We start from the raw sequence: 16,457 nt of genomic DNA, 5'->3' as shown, positions 1-16,457 counted from the left end.
TCCTGTCGAAAGGGGTTTGGCGGTATTTAGGCGATTGCGTGGCAAAGTTGAAGCGCTGCCGTGTGTCCGGTGCAGATATGAAAACGCCCCGGAATGATCCGGGGCGTTTGATCTGATGCGGTTTGGGGAAGGGATTATTCGGTTTCCCAGTCGCGAAGCTGGCCGTCCGGGCCATACTCGGCTTCGACCCAGTTGCCGCTGGCGTCCTGGCCTTCGAACTCGAAACCGTCCTTGTCCAGTTCGATCTTCTCGAAACGCCCGTCAGCCGGGAAACGGTCAGCATTCAGCAGGGCTTCGGGCAGAACGGCAGAGACTTCAGACACGGGTGCGAGGCCGGAATTGCGGGCTTCGATTTCCTCCACCGAGCCGTCACGGTTGAAATCGACTTCGATCATGGCACCGCCGGGCAGGCGGCCCTGAAGGTCGGGAACGTGCCGGTCCTCGGAGCGTTTCTGGACGTCGGTCAGCGAGAGCGCCTGAGCGGTCGAATCCAGAACCGCCTGATCGATCATGGGGCGACCGTATTGTGCAAAAGCAGGGGCGGCCAGAAATGAGCCGATAAGGACGGTGGTCACAAATTTCATCGCGGGTTCCTTTGACGTAAATTCAGTTTCGAACTGCCGGGGTAACGCAGCCTGAGGGCAGGGGTTTCCCGGCTGAGATAAAATTTCCGCGACGCAGCATGGCGCTGACTCCGATCGTACACCGTGTGTACACCAGATCAGCACAAGGCGGCGTTGAAATCTGCGTCGAAATGCGTGTTCAAGAATTCATATTGCGGTCGAAGACGCCGGGCCAGAATATCCCGGACCTCTTCCGGCATATTATCCGACTCGGGCGTGGCGAAGACGCGTTTTTCCAGATTCTGGTAATCATGGCGGGGCAGATCCAGAAAATCCTCGATCTGCCGCATCAGCGCATCCGGAGCCGATCCGATCAGCCCATAGGGCAGGATCAGCAGCCGGTCGGGACCAAGCCGCCTGCGCCAGCGGGGAATGTAGCGGGCATAGTCGCCGCGCTGCTCCAGCACCGCATCATTCGCGGCGGCGCTGAGCCATGCCGAGGCCTGTTTCGGAGTTTGCGCACGGCGGCGCATATTCATGCGCAATTGCGACACTGCCCGGTCAACCGGGTCCCGGATCAGATAGATGAACCGGGCATCGGGCAGGAATTCCAGCATGTAATCTATGCCCTTACCGGGCAGCCCGGAATAGGCGGGGGTTATTTCCATCGGTCTGGCGTCTGGCGGTGTGGGCGCGAAAAGCGACATATACCAGTTTTCGGTAAAGGGTGGCTCGGTTGCCAGCCAGTCGAGATACGCGGCCAGATGCGCAGGCATCACCTTACCGCTGCGCGAATATCGCGACCGGATCGCCGCCACGGTCCCGCTGACATGGTTCGGAGTCCATTTGCGGTTATCGGGACAGAAAAGATGGTTGAAGAAATGCGCTTCCTTCAGCGGAGGCGTCCAAAGGCCGGGATGCTGCCCCATCGCCGCATGAAGCCAGCTTGTCCCGGCTTTCTGAGCCCCGATGCCGATGACGGTCGGTTTTTGCGGAGACGGAGACTCGGCCCAGTGGGTTGTGTCCTCGTTTTTCGGGATATTCTGGACAGCAGGGGCGGGGACGGAAACAGGCGGCGCAGTCGTCCCGGCGGGTGAGGTGGTTGCGGCAACGAAATCGGCCCCGAAGCGATCCTCAAGAAACTCATATTGTGCTGCAAAGCGTTTTTTCAGGAAATCATACCCCTCCTGAGGGAAGGAAACGCCTTTGGCGCCTTCGTGAACCCGGTCCGACAGATTCTGATAATCATGAGGCACAAGCCCGAGAAAATCCTCGATATCGCGCATCAGTTTTTCCGGCTCGGTGGCGATGCGTCCATAGGGCAGGATCAGCAGCCGGTCAGGTCCGAACCGTTTCTGCCAGCGGGGGATATAGGTTGCATAATCGCCGCGATCATGCAGTTCGGGAAGATCCAGATATTTCATGAAGCCGCGCGGGTTGCGGGGCATGGATCTTTTGCGTGACAGGTTCATGCGGAGCTGCGAAATGGCGCGTTCGACAGGATCGCGGACCAGATAGATGAACTTCGCGCGGGGCAGGAAATTGGCCACCTCATCCAGCCCTTTTTCGGGCAGCGTCGAATATTCCGGGGTCGTATCCAGCGGCCACATGCCCCTTGGTGCCGGGGCGAAGGCCTGCCGATACCATCTTGGGGTGAACATCGGTTCGGATGTGAGATCCAGAAGATAGCGCACAATCTCGGCAGGCATCTCTTCCTGCCGTCTCTCGAAGCGCTTTTCGGTTGCCGTGACGGATCTACGGAAATGCCAGGGCAGCCATTTCAGATCTTCGGGCCGGTGGCGGGCGTTGAAATAATGCAGCTCCTTGATCGGAGCGGTCCAGATTTTTGGATGCTCATTCAATTGCTGATGCAGCCAGGATGTCCCGGCCTTCTGGGCACCGATGCAGAGGATACGCGGCTTGCGCGGCTTCCCCTCAGCGTCCCAGGACCGGCTCAACGGGTCCCCCAGAGATCGTATTCGCTGGCCTCGTCCACCGTGACCGAAACGATATCGCCGGGGGACAGCCCGTCGAAACCCTCGTCGATAAACAGATTGCCGTCGGTTTCGGGCGCGTCGGCCTTGGTCCGGCAGGTGGCGCCGTCCTGATCCACCTCATCCACGATCACATCGAGCACCTGACCGACCTTTGCGGCCAGTTTGGCCTCGGAAATCGCCTGCGCTTTCTGCATGAAGCGATCCCAACGTTCTTGCTTTACCTCTTCGGGGACGTGATCCGGCAGGTCATTGGCACGCGCACCGGCGACGTTTTCATATTGGAAACAGCCGACCCGATCCAGTTGCGCCTCATCCAGCCAGTCGAGAAGGGTCTGGAATTCCTCCTCGGTCTCTCCGGGATAGCCGACGATGAAGGTGGAGCGCAAAGCGATCTCGGGGCAATCTGTCCGCCATGCCGCGATTTCGTCCAGCGTCTTTGCCGCCGCAGCCGGTCGCGCCATGCGTTTCAGCGTGTCGGGATGAGCATGCTGGAACGGAATATCCAGATAGGGAAGGATCAGCCCGTCCGCCATCAGCGGGATCAGATTGCGCACATGCGGGTAGGGATAGACATAATGCAGCCGCACCCATGCGCCCAGTGATCCCAGATCCCGCGCAAGATCGGTGATATGGGCGCGATGGCCGCGGGTTTCGGCATGTTTCAGATCCACGCCATAGGCCGAGGTATCCTGCGAAATCACCAGCAATTCCTTGACCCCTGCCGCGACCAGCTTTTCGGCCTCGCGCATGATGGCATGGGCCGGGCGGCTGGCCAGACGGCCCCGCATATCGGGGATGATGCAGAACTTGCAGTGATGGTTGCAGCCTTCCGAAATCTTCAGATAGCTGTAATGGCGCGGAGTCAGCGTCACAGAAGATGCGGGAAGCAGGTCCAGGAAAGGATCGGGCGCGGGCGGTACGGCTCCGTGAACCGCATCCAGCACCTGTTCATATTGATGCGGTCCGGTCACCGCCAGAACTTTGGGATGTGCGCCGGTGATGTAATCGGGTTCCGCCCCCAGGCAGCCCGTCACGATGACGCGTCCATTCGCGGTCAGCGCCTCGCCGATCGCATCCAGCGACTCGGCCTTGGCGCTGTCCAGAAACCCGCATGTATTCACGATCACCGCGTCGGCCCCGCTGTAATCCGGGCTGATCGCATAACCCTCGGCACGCAGCCGGGTCAGGATGCGCTCACTGTCCACAAGCGCCTTGGGGCAGCCGAGGCTGACCATGCCGATGGTCGGCTGGCCCGCGCGGCGGATATCCGAGGGGACCGAGGCGCGGGCGAGGTCCGGGCGTATGATTGGCGGGTTCTGGCTCATCGCCGGAGTCCTAGTTTCAGCCTTGCGCAAAAGCAAGCTGCCGCATGCGCAAACCCTGCCGGAAGCGGGCGCGGCGATGCGTCCGCCTCCGGTCCTGCGTCACGGATCAGGTTGCCGCGCGGGTCGTGGACAGCGCGATCATGGTCACCCCGTTCGAGATCAGCTCGACCGCCAGCAGGATGCCCAGAATCGTCGCCGCCGAGGACGGGAAGTTGCCGAAGATCATGATGGCCAGAAGCACCGAAAGCGCACCGCTGAGCAGCAGCAGCCAGAATGCATTCGTGCCACGGAAATCAAACGACATGACGACCTTGAAGATGCCCTCGACAAGGAATAGCACGGCGACCATCAGGGTCAGCGAGACAATGCCGACAAGCGGGTTACGCAGCAGCATGATTCCCAGAAAGATGCAGGCAATCCCAAGCAGAATGACCCAGATCCGACCGCCCCAGCCCCGCGCCTGAAATGCGGCGAAGATCTGGAGGATACCGATGAAAAGGAAAGACCATCCGGCGATAAGCTCGGCTGTGAGGGTCGCGGCAAAGGGATTGGCAAGGGCAAGTATGCCCGCGAGGATCGAAAGAACCCCGATAACGATCCAGAGAATACGACCTGTCATATTAATTACTCCTATAGATGCACGCGCGTACCGGATATTTTTCCGCCCTTGCCGGAAATTACACGCCCCAATCGCAATGGGCCGGATGTTTGCACGGTGATGTAACAAATTTATCAGTTGGTATGTTGTTCTGCTCACGCAGCTTTGGCTTTCCCGAGACTGAAGCTCGCGCAAATATAGCCCTCATGAAGATAAGATTCCCATATGCGGTTCTGGCGCTTGTCGTGGCGCTGCCCTCGGTGTCCGGGGCCGAGATCCTTGATTACGGGACGCATATCGAGGTGGTGAACCATCGCGGCGGGAATGTGCTGGAGATGGTCGGCATGCGTTCCCGGCTGGAACGGTCGGGCAAAGAGGTCCGGATCCGCGGATATTGCCGTTCCGCCTGCACCATGCTGCTGACCATGCGCAATGCCTGTATCGCTGGCGATGCAGCGGTCGGGTTCCATGCTCCGAGAATCCCGAACACCAATATCATTCCGCCTTATGTGGATCAGGTGATGGGATATTATTACCGTGGCGGCATTCTGGAGAAGTGGAACAGTGAGTGGAAATACTCTCTGGACATGCATAAAATTTCAGCAGAGGATTACGTAAAGCTTGATCCTCAGGCCCGAATTTGCGGGCGTTAAAAAAGGGTCCGCGCCGGGCGCGGACCTTGATGTTCGTTTACAAGTACTGGTTGCCTTACGGTTGACATAGCCTCGGGTCCCATGATGAGGCGTTACCTATTACCGACCGCGTTGTCGCTGTCATGCCCTCCGGTAATGGTGGGTTATTATCATTCGTGACCAAAATGCGGGTCTCGTCGACTGGCGCGGCTTATATATCAAAGTGACGAACGGGACTGTAACACTCCAGCGGGAAACAAGTTCCACAAGCATCTGGATTCGCCGCTGAATTTCGTCGGCTATAATGTCGTGTCAGATTCAGATCACTCGCGCAGCCGCCAGCCGGTCGCGAAGATCCAGCGAATCGTCGCGAGACAGACGATGATTGTCAGCGTCACGGCGATCAGGGACACGCCCACGGGAACATCGGCCATGTCGAAGAACGCCCAACGAAAACCCGAGATCAGGTAAAGGACCGGGTTCAGCTTGGCCACGAACTCCCAGAACGGGGGCAGCATGGATGCCGAGTAAAAGGCGCCGCCGAGGAAAACCAGCGGGGTGACGACCATCAGCGGCACGATTTGCAACTGTTCGAAATTCTTCGCCCACAGCCCGATGATGAAGCCCAGAAGGGAAAACGCGAAGGCGGTGAGGAACAGGAATGCCAGCATCCAGAACGGATGCACGATATGCACGCCGACGAAGAAGAAGCTCGTCACGAGAATGATCGCTGCGATCAGGATCGACTTGGACGCTGCGGCTCCGACGAAACCGGCGGTGACCTCTATCCAGCTGGCAGGTGCGACCAGATATTCATAGATCGTCCCCGAGAATTTCGGGAAATAGATCCCGAATGAGGCATTCGACACGGATTGCTGCAACAGCGTAAGCATCACCAACCCGGGCACGATGAATGCGCCGTAGGGGATGCCTTCGACCGACTGAATGCGCCCGCCGATTGCCGCGCCGAACACCACGAAATACAGCACGGTGGACAGAACCGGCGAGGCGATGGATTGCCAGACGGTTCGGAAGAACCGGGTCATTTCATGATGATAGATTGCCCAGACAGCCCCGGTATTGATCATGCCGCGCCCTTTGCCTTCTGCGGTTCGTCCGAGACCAGCGGCATGAATACTTCCTCAAGGCTGGATTGTTTGGTCGAGATGTCACGCACCTGAATGCCCAAACCGGCCAGTTCGGCCAGCAGATGCGCGATGCCGGTGCGGTCCGACCTTGTATCGTAATCATAGCCAAGGCTGCGCCGATCCTCTGAGAGGGTAAGGCCGCGCTCGGCAAGCTGCGGGGGCAGTGCATCGAGAGGCGTATAAAGCTCAATCGTCAGATGTTTCTTGCCGAACTCACCCATCAGCTCATCCTTGGGCTTTATCAGCAGCAGCTTCCCGTTATTGATGACGCCGATCCGGTCGGCCATTTCCTCGGCCTCTTCCAGATAATGCGTGGTCAGGATGATCGTCACACCGTCCCGGCGAAGCTGATCGACCACCTGCCACATTTCGCGCCGCAGAGCGACATCGACACCGGCGGTCGGCTCGTCCAGAAACAGGACTTTCGGGTTATGGGACAGGGCCTTCGCGATCAGCACGCGCCGCTTCATCCCGCCCGAAAGTTCGCGGGTCATCGCATTCCGCTTTTCCCACAAAGCGAGGCTGCGCAGGATCTTTTCCAGGTAAGCGTCATCCGGCGGCGCTCCATAGAGGCCACGCGTGAAGCGGACGCAGTTCAGCACGGTTTCGAACGGCTCAAGCGTGATTTCCTGCGGCACCAGCCCGATCATCTTCCGGGCAGCCCGCCAGTCGCTGCGAATATCGTGACCGCCGACGCGGACGGTGCCGCCTGTCAGCACGACCAGCCCGCAAATGATCGAGATCAGAGTCGTTTTCCCGGCCCCGTTCGGCCCCAGCAATGCGACGATCTCACCCTCGTTGATTTCCAGCGAGACATCGTCCAGAGCCTTGGGACCGTTGGCGTATTGCTTGCTGAGGTGATCGACTTCGATAATCGCGCTCATCCGCCCGGTCCTCATGGTTGGAATCGGCGCGACGCTAGTGCGCAGGGGCGGGATTGTCCAGTTTCGACTGCCGCCGCTTCAGGGTGATTGCCAGCACCACCGCCATCAGCACGAAGACCGCCGCGCCGGTGGCAAAGGCCCGCTCATAGCTCCAGTGATTGATGATGGGCTGGCTGACGATGGGCGACATGAACTGGCCGAAGAAGAAGGATGAGGTCACAAGGCCAGAGACAAGCCCCCGGTGCTTGAACGGTGCCGCGTTCAGTGCGGTGGTAATGAAGGTCGGCATGCAGAAACCAAGCCCCGCACCGATCAGCGCCGTTGCCGCCATTGCATAAGGCAATTGATGCGCCATCGAAAGGAGCCAGAATCCGCAGGCCAACAGCAGGAAACCGGCGACCGGCGTGCCGATCCGGCCAAGCCACGGCCTGATCCAGCCCGAAATCACCGCCATCAGCGAGGCGGCCAGCATCATCGACGCCATTACCTCTCCGGCATAGCGCGGATCGTCCAGCCCGATATCGACCAGATAATAGGGAAGCTGCGTGGGCACCGCATAGAAGATCACGAAGCTCAAAGACGCTGCCGTTGCCATTATCAGCACCGTGATCGGCCAGCCCTTCTCTCCGCCGCCCTGAGTTGCCGTGCCGTGTCCGTCCGGCGATGTCAGTTCGGGTTCCGGCAGAAGTTTCCACAATACAGGGAAAATCGGAATGGCGAGGCCGTAAATCAGGAATGGCAGGCGCGGGCTGCTGCTGGCCAGAAACCCGGCGGTCATGACGAAGATCAGACCGCCCAGATTGACCGCTGCCAACTGATATCCCATCAGCCGCCCGCGCTCGGGGCCGTCGAAATAATCCCCGATCAGGGCAGCCTGCGCGGTCATGATCGCCGCGACACCCAGACCCAGCACCAGCCGGCTGGCGAAAATCGCCTCCAGCGACTGAAGGTACAGCCCGGCGGTTCCGGCGACGATATATACGATAAGCCCGAAGAACAGAGGCCTGCGCCGTCCCAGCCGGTCCACCACGATTCCGGCGAAAGGCGCCACGATGGCAACGATCAGCGACGGTGCGGTGATCAGCAGCCGGGTCAGCAGCTCTGCGTTCGGATTGTTCGGGAACATCGCCTGAATGCCCGGCAGAGCAGGGGTAATCGTCGCGTTCGACATGATTGTCAGCGTCGCCGCAAGCATCACTCCCCAGGCACGGGGATCACGCAAGATCCGGTCCATCATGCAGCCTTTCGATCGCAAGGGGACGATGTCCGGACCAGCCAGTTCCCCGGGCTGCAAAGGCCAGTCGTCCACAGAAAAATCCGGCAGCCCCAAAGGGCCGCGCGGCGCAAGGATCAATCAGTTGGGCCGCAAGGTCAAACCGATTTCCCGCAGCGCGAAGCTGCTATGCATCGGCGACAACCGCCCGTTACCCGCAAATCCGGGTCCCGGATCGCCGCACTTCGGCCCGGTCAGCCCCGCGCGGCTCTGACGCTTTCTTCCAGAATATCCAGAGCTTCCGCGAAAATATCGTCCGGGATTGTCAGCGGCGCGAGGAAGCGGATCACATCGCCGTAAACGCCGCAGGTGAGCAGGATCAGATTCCGCTTCAAAGCCTCTTCGCGGACGCGCCCGGCGAATTCGGGGTTCGGACGATCGCTGCCTGCGACGTTAAATTCAACCGCATTCATGAAGCCGGGGCCGCGAATGTCGACGATCTCGGGAACCTCGTCGCGCAGGGCCGAGAGCCTTTGCTTCAGCCTCTGACCCAACCGCTCGGCCCGGTCGCACAATTCTTCCTCTTCGATCACATCCAGCACGGCATGGGCCGCGGCCACCGCCAGAGGGTTCCCAGCATAGGTTCCGCCAAGCCCGCCCGGGGCAGGGCTGTCCATCACCTCGGCGCGTCCGGTCACCGCCGAAATCGGCAGCCCCCCGCCAAGACCCTTGGCCATCGTGGTCAGATCGGCAAAGACGCCGTGATGCTCCATCGCGAACAGCTTGCCGGTGCGGGCGAAGCCGGTCTGCACCTCATCGGCGATCAGCAGGATCGAATGTGAATCGCAGATCTTGCGCAGCCGCGCCAGAAAACCCTGCGGCGCGTCATAGAACCCGCCTTCGCCCTGTACCGGCTCGACGATAATCGCCGCGACACGCTCAGGCTCCAGATCGGCCTTGAACAGCCTCTCCAGCGCGTCAATCGCGTCATCCTGAGTGATGCCGTGCAAATCATTCGGGAAGGGCAGATGCCAGATATCGCTCATCATCGGCCCGAATCCGGCCTTGTAGGGCTGAACCTTCCCGGTCAGCGCCATCCCCATGAAGGTACGCCCGTGAAATCCGCCCGCAAAAGCCACAATGGCGGGGCGTCCGGTATAGTGGCGGGCAATCTTTACCGCATTCTCCACCGCTTCGGCCCCGGTAGTGGCGAAGATCGTCTTTTTCGGCCCCGGCCCCGGCACTTTCTCATTCAGCCGCTCTGCCAGAGCGACATAGTTCTCATACGGCACGACCTGATGGCATGTATGCGTAAACCGGTCGAGCTGATCCCTCACCGCCGCCATCACTTTCGGATGACGATGGCCGGTATTCACAACGGCGATTCCGGCGGCAAAGTCGATATAACGATTGCCGTCCTTGTCCCAGATCTCGGCGTTCTCGGCCCGGTCTGCGTAAATCTGTGTGGTCATGCCCACCCCGCGCGAAATCGCGGCGTTTCTGCGGTCGGTCAGCGAAGACATGAGCACCCTCTCGAATCGGTTCAGGAGAAACTCTAGCCGCGGGCTTTCACAAGGAAAAGCGGCAGCGCATCGGCGATGATATGCTGCGCTTGCGTTGCGGCACCGGCTCGGGCATCGTCCCGGGCAAAGGCCTGAAGGGACCAGATGTTTCCGATCCGCGACCATAACCCGTCCGAACGTACGCCCTATGTCACGATCTGCCTGATCATCATCAATATCGTGATGTTCGTCCTGACGACCCCCTGGCTGGTCGGCATGACCGGCTTATGGGAGCAACTGGCGCTGTATCCGGTCGCGGTGGTGAACGGGTATAATCTTTGGGGACTGTTCAGCCATATGTTCCTGCATGCGGGCATTCTGCATATCGCGGGGAATATGCTGTTCCTCTGGGTGTTCGGCGATAATTTGGAAGACCAGATGGGCCATGTCGGCTTCCTGATCTTCTATCTGCTCAGCGGGCTGGCCGCCGCTGCCGCCCAGATCGCCTCGAATCCCCTGGACGGCATTCCGATGGTCGGCGCTTCCGGAGCGATTGCGGGTGTGATGGGCGGCTATCTTCTGCTGTTTCCGAAGGCGCGCGTCGATGTGCTGGCGCTGATCATTATCTTCATCAAGATCTTCACCATCCCGGCCTGGGTCATGCTGGGTCTCTGGTTCCTGTTCCAGATCTTCGGCAGTTTCTCGCTTTTCGGAGGCGATAATGTCGCCTATTGGGCCCATGCAGGCGGCTTCGTCGCCGGGGCGATCTTCGCCCTGCCCATCTTCTTCAGGCTGGGAGGCCTCGCCTATTGGAGCCGCACGCATGGCCGCCCCCCGCATCCCGCCGTTTCATATTCCCGGTCCAGAATACCGCAGGTGCGCAGATGACACTTCCCACGATCAACACACCCCATCGCCTGACCTGCCATTGCGGGGCGGTCGAGCTTTCGGTCACGCTCAGCGATGGTCTCAACACAAAGCGCCGCTGCGACTGCTCAATGTGCCGCCGCAGAGGCGCTGTCGCGGTCAGCGCACCGCTTGAGGGGCTGGAAATCGTCAAGGGTGCCGATATGCTGACGCTCTACCAGTTCAACACCCGCACGGCGAAACATTATTTCTGCAAGCAATGTGGCATCTATACCCACCATCAGCGGCGCTCGAACCCGAATGAATACGGGATCAACGCCGCCTGCCTTGAGGGCGTCAACCCGCGCGATCTCGATCCCGTCCCGTGGAGCGACGGCGTCAACCATTCATCCGACCGCTGACCTTCATCCTGGCGGAAATATCCCGGGGTGAGCCGCGCAAGCGGCGAGGGGCAGCGCCCCTTTACTCAGGCCGCAGCCCGGTCGCGGCGTAATTCACCGACAGATCGCGGTCGGACAGGCTCCAGTTCCAACTGATCGGGTTGAACACCATCCCCATCCGGTTCGCGACCTGCAACCCACTGCGCTGCATCATTCCGGCCAGCTCATCCGGGGTGATGAAGCGCGACCATTCATGGGTGCCTTTGGGCAGCCAGCGCATGATCCACTCTGCGCCGATAATTCCGGCGGCGAAGCTGCGCATTGTCCGGTTCAGGGTCGAGACCACCAGCACGCCGCCCGGTTTCAGAAGATCGTGACAGGTCTGCACGAAATCGGCGGGATTGGCGACATGTTCGACAATTTCCATCGCCAGAACGGCATCGAATTGCTCACCCTGCGCCAGCAGGGATTCGGCGGTTTCGGCGCGGTAGTCTATGTTCAGCCCGACCTGTCCGGCATGCAGCCTTGCCACCTCGATATTCTTCGCGGCGGCATCGGCCCCGACCACATCGGCCCCCAACCGCGCCATCGGTTCGGACAGCAGCCCGCCCCCGCAGCCGATATCTAGAAGCCTCAGTCCCTCGAATGGACGCGGGGCTTTCAGGTCGCGGCGATACTCGGCGGCGATCTGAGAGGTGACATAACCAAGCCGCACCGGGTTCATCATGTGAAGCGGTTTGAACTTGCCCTTCGGGTCCCACCATTCGGCGGCCATCGCCTCGAATTTGGCGATCTCGGAGGGGTCTCGGCTGTCTGTCATGGTCGGTCCTTTCGCGCCGGTCACACGCCGTATATAGGGAAACTATGGATCGCACAGCAGGGCAAACAGGCGCAGCGCGGATTTATCCGCATATCGAGCCCTTCGACAGGCGCAAGATCACTGTCGGCGGCGGGCATACGCTGTATGTCGAGCAATCCGGCAATCCCGATGGGCGGCCGGTCGTGGTGCTTCACGGCGGCCCCGGCGGAGGGTGCAGCCCGTTCATGCGCCGTTTCTTCGATCCCGCGCATTACCGGGTGGTGCTGTTCGATCAAAGAGGGTGCGGCCTGTCCACGCCGCATGCTTCTGTCGTGGACAATACGACACAGCATCTGATCGGGGATATCGAAAAAATCCGCGAAACGCTCGGCATCGAATGCTGGTCGGTGTTCGGCGGAAGCTGGGGTGCGACGCTGGCGCTTGCCTATGCGCAGGCCCATCCCGCCCCGGTCGAAGCCCTGATCCTGCGCGGCGTGTTTCTTGCCACTCAGGCCGAGCTGGACTGGTTCTATGGCGGCGGCGCGGCTCGGTTCTGGCCGGAGCGCTGGCGCGATTTTTGCGAACCGATCCCGCCATCCGAGCGCGGCGATATGGTCGCGGCCTATCACCGCCGACTGTTTTCGGAAAATGACCGGGAACAGCGTCGCCTTTCACGGCACTGGATCCTGTGGGAAAACGGGCTGGCGGGAATGGATATCGCCCATCCGGCGGCGGCCTCGGCGGAATATGCCCGCGCCTTCGCCCGGATCGAGAATCATTATTTCTATAATAAATGCTTCCTTGAAGAAGGGCAGCTTCTGCGGAACCGCCACCTGATCGAGTATATTCCCTGCCATATCGTTCAGGGACGCTATGATATGGTTTGCCCGCCGCGCGGCGCGTGGTCTCTGGCCGAGGGCTGGCGTGGCTGCGACCTTCGGCTTATTCCCGGCTCTGGCCACGCCTTGTCAGAACCGCGAATCGCTGCCGAGCTGGTGTCGGTGATGAATGAGATAAAGGAACGACGCTGATGGCCGGATTCTATTTCCTGATCCTCCTTTCGGCCTGCGCCGCTGCCGCTGCGACGGGAAGCGTCTTTCTGCCGGGTGAGTGGTACAGATCACTGAAAAAACCGTCCTGGACGCCACCCAAAAAGGCGTTCCCGATCGTCTGGACGGCGCTCTATGTCATCTCGGCTTTTGCGGCAACGCGCATCGCGCTGAGTGCTAACCCCGCGCCGGGTCTTGCCCTGTGGTCGTTGCAGATCGCGCTTAACACCCTGTGGACGCCGGTTTTCTTCGGAGCGCGGCGCATGGGGATGGGCATGATCGTCATCGCGGTCCTTTGGGTGGTGCTGGCCGCGATCATTCCGGTTTTCCTGCAGGCGGACCTTCTGGCCGGGCTGCTGATGATCCCGTACCTTGTCTGGATCAGCATTGCCGCAGGGCTGAACTGGCGCATCTGGCGCGATAATCGCGATTTGGCTTGAATTCCCCGGAAGCCGGGTCTATATGCAGCCTCAACAGCGGTGCAGGCTTCCACCCCCTGCGCCACCGGAAGCATGTAACGGGCCGCTGAGGGCCCGTTTTTCATTTCTCAGGGAAGCTCATGTCGAACGACCTGATTGCCAAGACCGCGATTGACCGCCGACTTGCGGAAATCCTGATCCCCGTAATCGAGGATATGGGATTCGAACTGGTGCGCGTCCGGCTGCAGGGCGGCAAGACCGCGACGCTGCAAATCATGGCAGACCGTCCCGAGGGCGGCATCAATGTCGATGACTGCGCCGATATTTCCACGATGGTCAGTGCCACGCTGGATGTGGAAGACCCGATCGAGGATAAATACATGCTGGAGGTGTCCAGCCCCGGCATCGACCGTCCCCTGACCCGGCTGAAGGATTTCGAAACCTATGAGGGTTACGAAGCCAAGCTGGAAACCGCTCAGCAGATTGACGGGCGGAAGCGTTTTACCGGCGTGCTGGCCGGTGTGGAAGGCGATGACGTGCTGATCAATATCGAGGTCGGGGCCGAGACCCAGACCATCGGGCTGAATTTCGACTGGCTGGCCGATGCCAAGCTGCTGCTGACCGATGAACTCATCGCGGAAATGCTGCGCCAGAAGAAGGAAGCCGGGGTCGAGATCGAAAATCTCGACGAATCCATGTTCGACGAAGTGCAAACGGAAGACGGCTCGGCTGACGATGCCGCAACGAAGGAGTAAGTGATGGCAATCACCTCTGCCAACCAGCTTGAACTGCTGCAAACCGCCGAGGCCGTGGCCCGCGAAAAGATGATCGAGCCCGAGCTTGTCATCGAAGCGATGGAAGACAGTCTCGCCCGCGCGGCGAAGTCGCGTTACGGCGCGGAAATGGATATCCGCGTATCCATTGATCGCAAGACCGGCAACGCGACCTTTACCCGCGTCCGGACCGTGGTCGAGGATGAAGAGGTCGAGAATTATCAGGCCGAATTCAACCCTGAGCAGGCGAAACCCTATTTCGAGCCGCAGAAAAGCGGTCAGAGCGTCTGGCTGCGCGAAGGCGCCCCGGTCGAGGATTTCGCCGGTGGTCCGCAGATCGGCGATGTGTTTCAGGAACAGGTTCCCCCGGTCGAACTGGGCCGGATCGCCGCGCAAAGCGCCAAGCAGGTCATCCTGCAACGCGTCCGCGAGGCCGAGCGTGACCGCCAGTATGAAGAATTCAAGGACCGCGCCGGGACCATCATCAATGGCATCGTCAAGCGCGAGGAATACGGCAATATCGTGGTCGATGTCGGCCGTGGTGAGGCAATTCTGCGCCGCAACGAAAAGATCGGCCGGGAAAGCTATCGCCCGAATGACCGTATCCGCGCCTATGTGAAGGATGTGCGCCGCGAAACCCGTGGCCCGCAGATCTTCCTGTCGCGAACCGATCCGCAATTCATGGCGGAACTGTTCAAGATGGAAGTGCCGGAGATCTATGACGGCGTGATCGAGATCAAGGCCGTCGCCCGCGATCCGGGCAGCCGCGCCAAGATCGCCGTGATTTCCTATGACAACTCCATCGACCCGGTCGGGGCCTGCGTCGGTATGCGCGGTTCCCGTGTTCAGGCCGTTGTGGGTGAGTTGCAGGGCGAAAAGATCGATATCATTCCGTGGTCAGAAGATCAGGCGACATTCCTTGTGAACGCTCTGCAACCGGCAGAGGTCGCAAAGGTCGTTGTCGATGAAGAGGCCGTGCGCATCGAGGTCGTTGTGCCGGAAGAACAGCTTAGCCTCGCCATCGGCCGCCGCGGTCAGAATGTGCGTCTGGCAAGCCAGTTGACCGGTCTCGATATCGACATCCTGACCGAGGAAGAAGAATCCAAGCGTCGTCAGGCGGAATTCAACGCCCGCACCAAGCTGTTCATGGATAATCTGGATCTGGACGAATTCTTCGCTCAGCTTCTGGTCGCCGAGGGCTTCACCAATCTGGAAGAAGTCGCCTATGTCGAGCAGGATGAGCTGCTGTCCATCGACGGTGTCGATGAAGGCACTGCGGATGAGCTTCAGGCCCGCGCCCGCGATGTCATCGAAGCCGCGAATCGTGAGGCTCTGGAAAACGCCCGCAAGCTGGGTGTCGAGGATAGTCTGGTTGAATTCGAAGGCCTGACACCCCAGATGGTAGAGGCTCTGGCCAAGGATGGCGTGAAAACGCTTGAAGATTTCGCCACCTGCGCGGATTGGGAACTGGCCGGAGGCTGGACTACGGTTGACGGACAGCGCGTCAAGGATGAAGGCCTGCTGGAACCGTTCGGCGTTTCGCTTGAGGATGCTCAGGATATGGTGATGACCGCCCGCGTCATGCTGGGCTGGGTCGACCCGACCGAGCTTGCCGGTGAAGAACCCGCCGAAGACGCGGATACCGAATCCGAGGAGGCCGGGGCCTGATCGCCCCGGACCGGGCGCGATGACGCGGGGCGGACGCGACAAGACAGACGAGGTCGCCGAACGGCGCTGCCTCGTGACGCGCGAGGTTCAGCCGAAAGCGGGTCTGATCCGCTTTGTGCTGGGGCCTGACGGCATCGTCGCGCCCGATCTTGCGGAGAAACTGCCCGGACGCGGATTCTGGTTGACCGCGGATCGTGCGGTGATCGACAAGGCCGTCGCAAAGGGCGCGTTTTCGCATGGGGCGAAGGCAAAGGCCGAAGCGCCGGACGGGCTGGCGGATCTGATCGAAGCGGGGCTGGCGAAGCGCGTGGTCGAGCTGATTTCTCTGGCACGGAAATCCGGAGACGCGGTTGCCGGGTATGAAAAGGTCAAGGACTGGCTTGCGGCCGGTCGGGTGAAGGTTCTTCTTCAGGCGTCGGACGGTTCGGACCGCGGCAAGGGGAAGCTATGGACACCGGAAGGGGCGCGTTGGTTTGGTTGCCTCACCGCATCAGAATTGGGTTTGGCTTTCGGGCGCGATCATGTCATACACAGCGCGCTTTCAAAGGGCGGACTCGCGGAAAAAACTATCCGGGACGCCGGCAGGCTGAATGGCCTGCGGGGGCAATCGGCCATCCGGGCCGGGAAGGAATAAGACGCA

The 16,457-nt window shown here is 60.4% G+C and carries 17 protein-coding genes; 8 read left to right on the top strand and 9 right to left on the bottom strand.

The window, feature by feature from the left end:
- Positions 1 to 134 precede the first annotated feature (134 nt).
- The 4 genes from PAE61_RS15700 to PAE61_RS15685 form a co-directional block, all read right to left on the bottom strand.
- Positions 135 to 584, bottom strand: coding sequence for a PepSY-like domain-containing protein (locus tag PAE61_RS15700; protein ID WP_271113286.1), 450 nt, complete (start codon positions 582 to 584; stop codon positions 135 to 137).
- Positions 585 to 721: 137 nt separating this feature from the next.
- Positions 722 to 2,521 (bottom strand): sulfotransferase family protein, encoded by a 1,800-nt coding sequence (locus PAE61_RS15695; RefSeq protein ID WP_271113285.1) that lies wholly within the window; start codon positions 2,519 to 2,521, stop codon positions 722 to 724.
- Positions 2,518 to 3,885 carry a 30S ribosomal protein S12 methylthiotransferase RimO gene (gene rimO / locus PAE61_RS15690; protein ID WP_271113284.1) on the bottom strand — a complete coding sequence of 456 codons (1,368 nt, stop codon included), beginning with the start codon at positions 3,883 to 3,885 and terminating at the stop codon, positions 2,518 to 2,520. Before rimO ends, PAE61_RS15695 begins: the two co-directional genes overlap by 4 nt.
- A 106-nt stretch (positions 3,886 to 3,991) precedes the next feature.
- Positions 3,992 to 4,504 (bottom strand): HdeD family acid-resistance protein, encoded by a 513-nt coding sequence (locus PAE61_RS15685; protein WP_271113283.1) that lies wholly within the window; start codon positions 4,502 to 4,504, stop codon positions 3,992 to 3,994.
- 185 nt (positions 4,505 to 4,689) lie between these two features.
- On the opposite strand from PAE61_RS15685, the gene PAE61_RS15680 reads away from it, so the two are divergent.
- Positions 4,690 to 5,136, top strand: a complete 447-nt coding sequence (locus tag PAE61_RS15680; protein ID WP_271113282.1) for a hypothetical protein — start codon at positions 4,690 to 4,692, stop codon at positions 5,134 to 5,136.
- Positions 5,137 to 5,438: 302 nt separating this feature from the next.
- Here the strand turns inward: PAE61_RS15680 and PAE61_RS15675 are convergent, their stop codons facing one another.
- The 4 genes from PAE61_RS15675 to PAE61_RS15660 form a co-directional block, all read right to left on the bottom strand.
- Positions 5,439 to 6,203, bottom strand: a complete 765-nt coding sequence (locus tag PAE61_RS15675; RefSeq protein WP_434803082.1) for an ABC transporter permease — start codon at positions 6,201 to 6,203, stop codon at positions 5,439 to 5,441.
- A complete protein-coding gene (locus tag PAE61_RS15670) occupies positions 6,200 to 7,147 on the bottom strand; it encodes an ABC transporter ATP-binding protein (protein ID WP_271113281.1) in 948 nt (315 codons plus the stop codon). Before PAE61_RS15670 ends, PAE61_RS15675 begins: the two co-directional genes overlap by 4 nt.
- A 34-nt stretch (positions 7,148 to 7,181) precedes the next feature.
- A complete protein-coding gene (locus PAE61_RS15665) occupies positions 7,182 to 8,384 on the bottom strand; it encodes an MFS transporter (protein WP_271113280.1) in 1,203 nt (400 codons plus the stop codon).
- Between the two features lie 230 nt (positions 8,385 to 8,614).
- Entirely contained in the window at positions 8,615 to 9,883 is a 1,269-nt protein-coding gene (locus PAE61_RS15660) for a 4-aminobutyrate--2-oxoglutarate transaminase (protein ID WP_434803081.1), read from the bottom strand.
- A 144-nt stretch (positions 9,884 to 10,027) separates the two neighbouring features.
- Between PAE61_RS15660 and PAE61_RS15655 the strand changes: the two genes are divergently transcribed.
- A complete protein-coding gene (locus PAE61_RS15655; protein ID WP_271113278.1) occupies positions 10,028 to 10,750 on the top strand; it encodes a rhomboid family intramembrane serine protease in 723 nt (240 codons plus the stop codon).
- Positions 10,747 to 11,130 carry a GFA family protein gene (locus PAE61_RS15650; protein WP_271113277.1) on the top strand — a complete coding sequence of 128 codons (384 nt, stop codon included), beginning with the start codon at positions 10,747 to 10,749 and terminating at the stop codon, positions 11,128 to 11,130. Before PAE61_RS15655 ends, PAE61_RS15650 begins: the two co-directional genes overlap by 4 nt.
- A 61-nt stretch (positions 11,131 to 11,191) precedes the next feature.
- Here PAE61_RS15650 and ubiG read toward each other — a convergent pair whose 3' ends face one another.
- Complete coding sequence (gene ubiG, locus PAE61_RS15645) at positions 11,192 to 11,929, bottom strand: bifunctional 2-polyprenyl-6-hydroxyphenol methylase/3-demethylubiquinol 3-O-methyltransferase UbiG (protein ID WP_271113276.1); 738 nt, start codon at positions 11,927 to 11,929, stop codon at positions 11,192 to 11,194.
- Positions 11,930 to 11,973: 44 nt separating this feature from the next.
- On the opposite strand from ubiG, the gene pip reads away from it, so the two are divergent.
- The 5 genes from pip (at position 11,974) to PAE61_RS15620 (ending at position 16,451) form a co-directional block, all read left to right on the top strand.
- Positions 11,974 to 12,939, top strand: a complete 966-nt coding sequence (gene pip / locus PAE61_RS15640; RefSeq protein ID WP_271113275.1) for a prolyl aminopeptidase — start codon at positions 11,974 to 11,976, stop codon at positions 12,937 to 12,939.
- Complete coding sequence (gene tspO / locus PAE61_RS15635; protein WP_271113274.1) at positions 12,939 to 13,397, top strand: tryptophan-rich sensory protein TspO; 459 nt, start codon at positions 12,939 to 12,941, stop codon at positions 13,395 to 13,397. The genes pip and tspO overlap by 1 nt, the downstream gene beginning before the upstream one ends.
- Before the next feature lie 119 nt (positions 13,398 to 13,516).
- Positions 13,517 to 14,131, top strand: a complete 615-nt coding sequence (gene rimP / locus PAE61_RS15630) for a ribosome maturation factor RimP (RefSeq protein WP_271113273.1) — start codon at positions 13,517 to 13,519, stop codon at positions 14,129 to 14,131.
- 3 nt (positions 14,132 to 14,134) lie between these two features.
- Positions 14,135 to 15,817 (top strand): transcription termination factor NusA, encoded by a 1,683-nt coding sequence (gene nusA / locus PAE61_RS15625; protein ID WP_271113272.1) that lies wholly within the window; start codon positions 14,135 to 14,137, stop codon positions 15,815 to 15,817.
- A 19-nt stretch (positions 15,818 to 15,836) separates the two neighbouring features.
- Positions 15,837 to 16,451, top strand: coding sequence for an RNA-binding protein (locus tag PAE61_RS15620; protein ID WP_271113271.1), 615 nt, complete (start codon positions 15,837 to 15,839; stop codon positions 16,449 to 16,451).
- The last annotated feature ends 6 nt before the right edge of the window (positions 16,452 to 16,457 follow it).

Source organism: Paracoccus aerodenitrificans, assembly GCF_027913215.1.
Classification (GTDB): Bacteria; Pseudomonadota; Alphaproteobacteria; order Rhodobacterales; family Rhodobacteraceae; genus Paracoccus; species Paracoccus aerodenitrificans.
This window is presented reverse-complemented; position numbering and strand designations above follow the sequence as displayed.